We start from the raw sequence: 2,971 nt of genomic DNA, 5'->3' as shown, positions 1-2,971 counted from the left end.
GCCGCGGCCTCGGCGTCCAGCACGTGGCCGGGCACGAACGCCCGCCCGCCCGCGACGATGCGCCGCTGCTCGCCCGCGACGTGCGCCTGCCACACGCCGGTCAGGTCCGTGGCGGTGTCGCGGTCGGTGCCGGGCACGGCCGCGGCGATCGCGTCGCGCAGGCCGGACGGCTCGTCGACCAGCGTGCCCAGCACGTCGAACACGACGACGTCGATCGTCATCAGCGGCTCCCCGGGATCGTCCGGCGACGGCGTCACCGGTTCGACTGGTGACGCAGTTTGCGGCGTCGATGCGTCACCGGTCAAGATGGTGACGTGGGTTTCGTGTTCGTGAGCGGCAGTGCCGCGCTCGACCTGGTCGGCACCGTCACCTGGCGGCGCACCGACCCGACCGAGCTGCTCACCGGGCCCGCCGACCTCGCTCGCTGGATCGACGCCTGCGCCGACCTCCCGGACGGCGTGACCGTGACCCCGGAGGTCCTCGGGCGCGCGCGGGACCTGCGGGAGGCGGTCCACCGGCTCGCGACCGACCGGCTGGCCGGGCGGGCGTTCGACCCCGCTGCGTTGGCCGTCGTCAACGGCACGGCCCGCGGTCCCGGCATGACCGTGCAGCTCGACGACCACGGCACCCGCCGTACCGGCGACGCCGACGCCGTCCTCGCGGAGCTGGCGCGCGACGCCGTCGCCGTCCTCGCCGACGTGGACACCCCGCTGAAGGAGTGCGGCCGCCCCGGCTGCACCCGGCTCTATCTCGACCGCTCCCGTGGCGCGCGGCGCACCTGGTGCGGCATGGACGAGTGCGGGAACCGGGTGAAGGCGGCCGCCTACCGCGCTCGCAGGAGGACGATCACCGGCTGAGTCGTTCTCCTGACGGCCCGCACGGGGGCCCCGGCGCGGGCGGGGCCCCGGGAGCGGACGTCACGCCGGCGTGATGACCACCTTGAGCGCCTGGTTCGCCGCGGCGTTCTTGAACACGTCGTAGGCCTCGTCCATCTGGTCGAAGGTGAACGAGTGGGTGCCCATCTTCTCCGCCGGGATCCGTCCGCCCGCGACCATCTTGAGCAGCGTCGGGATGGACACGGTGTCGACCAGGCCCATCGTCAGCGTGACGTTGGAGATCCACATGTCCTGCATCGGCAGCTCCACCGGGGTGCCGTGGACGCCCACGTTGGCGATCGTGCCGCCCGGGCGCACCAGCGACGCCGCCGTCAGCAGCGTCTCCGGGTAGCCGACGGCCTCGATCGCGACGTCCACGCCGAGCCCGTCGGTCAGCGCGGTCACGTCGGCGACGGTGCCCGGCCCGACCTCGACGCTGTCGGTCGCGCCGAACTCGACGGCCTTCTCCAGCCGGAACTTGTTGGAGTCGATCGCGATGACCTTCGACGCGCCCCACAGGCCGGTCGTGAGGATCGCGGAGAGGCCGACCGCACCCGCGCCGACGACGGCGACGGTGTCGCCCGGCCGTACGTTCCCGGCGAGCACACCGACCTCGTAGCCGGTCGGCAGCGAGTCGGCGAGGAAGATCGCCTGCTCGTCGGTGACCGACTCCGGCACGGCGTAGAGCGAGGTGTCGGCGTAGGGGACCCGGACGTACTCGGCCTGGGTGCCGTCGATGAGGTGGCCGAAGATCCAGCCGATCCCGCCGACGGTCTGGCAGTGCGACGGCATACCGCGCTGGCAGTAGTCGCAGCGGCCGCACTTGGTGATCGCCGGGACGAGGACGCGGTCGCCGACGGCGAAGCCGGACACGGCGTCGCCGACGGCGGTGATCGTGCCGACGGCCTCGTGGCCGAGGATGCGGCCGTCGGTGACGGCCGGGACGTCGCCCTGCAGGATGTGCAGGTCGGTGCCGCAGATCGTGGTGGTGTCGACCTTGACGATCACGTCGGTGGGGTCCTGGATCGTCGGGCCCGGGACCTCCTCCCAGGCCTTGGCGTCCGGTCCGTGGTAGACGAGTGCCTTCATCTGCTCACTCCGTTGGTCGCAGGGGGTGCCGAGGGCGTCGGCGGGCCCGACGCTAATGCGGGAGTGCGCATGTGACTGTCCCGTTCTGGGACGACTCCGCGGGCGGCACGACCACCGGCGACGACGGTGTGTCCCGGTCCCGGGACACCTCAGCCGATGTAGCTGATCCCGAACGCGTCGATCTTGCGGTAGAGCGAGGACCGGGCGATCCCCAGCAGCTCGGCGGCCTGGTAGCGGTTGCCGCGCGCCTCGTAGAGGGCCTGGATGATCACGTCGCACTGCGCCGCCTCGAGCATCGACATCCGCGGTGCGCCACCGGTGAAGCACGACGACGGCAGGTCCGGTGCCTGCACCACGCCGACCGGCTTGCGGGCGATGACGTAGCGCAGCACGTCCTCCAGCTCACGCAGGTTCCCCGGCCAGGCGTAGCCCTCCAGCACCCGCAGCACCTGCATGCTCAGGCTCAGCGACCGGCCGCCGGACAGCGAGTGCAGCACCGACCGCGCGAGGTCGCCGAGCTCGTCGGCCCGGTACCGGAGCGCGGGCACCCGGACCGTGTCGTGGAAGTGGCGCAGCAGCAGCCCGTAGGGCCGGGTGGCGTCGACCGAAGGGGTGTCGATGCACCCGACGACCGTCGGTGCCGCGGGTGTGGCCACCAGCACCCGCAGCGACTCGTCGAGGCGCCGCGCGGCGACCGACCCGAGCAGCGGGAGCCGGCGCAGGACGAGCAGCCGCGGCCGGTCCCCGTCGGTGCCGCGGACCGTCGGCAGGAGGGGGCCGCCGGACTCCGCGATCCGCGCGCAGTCGAGCACCTGCACCGTCCCGGACGGGTGGCTGCGGCGGAACTGCTCGACGGCCAGGGTCTGCTTCCCGACCCCCGGCTCGCCGACGAGGAGCAGGTGCCTGGTCCGGGCGGCGATCGCGGCCGCGACGTCGCGGCGGGCGCGCAGGTAGGGGCTGAGCAGCTCGCGGTTCGCGCGGCGCCGCACCTCGGCGGCGGCGCCGTC

The 2,971-nt window shown here is 73.4% G+C and carries 3 protein-coding genes and 1 pseudogene; 1 reads left to right on the top strand and 3 read right to left on the bottom strand.

Annotated elements, in window-relative coordinates:
- Positions 1-221: pseudogene (locus tag GTW08_RS27335) on the bottom strand (haloacid dehalogenase type II); the annotation flags it as partial.
- 93 nt (positions 222-314) lie between these two features.
- Between GTW08_RS27335 and GTW08_RS27330 the strand changes: the two are divergent.
- Positions 315-857: a CGNR zinc finger domain-containing protein gene (locus GTW08_RS27330; RefSeq protein WP_174565909.1), complete on the top strand. Its 543-nt coding sequence runs from the start codon at positions 315-317 to the stop codon at positions 855-857.
- 60 nt (positions 858-917) lie between these two features.
- On the opposite strand, the gene GTW08_RS27325 is transcribed toward GTW08_RS27330, so the two are convergent.
- Both GTW08_RS27325 and GTW08_RS27320 read right to left on the bottom strand, forming a co-directional pair.
- The gene (locus GTW08_RS27325) at positions 918-1,964 is read right to left on the bottom strand and encodes an alcohol dehydrogenase catalytic domain-containing protein (RefSeq protein ID WP_073577526.1); all 1,047 of its coding nucleotides are present in this window, start codon (positions 1,962-1,964) and stop codon (positions 918-920) included.
- A 149-nt stretch (positions 1,965-2,113) separates the two neighbouring features.
- Positions 2,114-2,971, bottom strand: an 858-nt coding sequence (locus GTW08_RS27320) for a helix-turn-helix domain-containing protein (RefSeq protein WP_275939024.1), incomplete at its 5' end; no start/stop codon positions are given.

It is taken from the genome of Pseudonocardia sp. SID8383 (assembly GCF_009864975.1).
Taxonomy (GTDB): Bacteria; Actinomycetota; Actinomycetes; order Mycobacteriales; family Pseudonocardiaceae; genus Pseudonocardia; species Pseudonocardia alni.
This window is presented reverse-complemented; position numbering and strand designations above follow the sequence as displayed.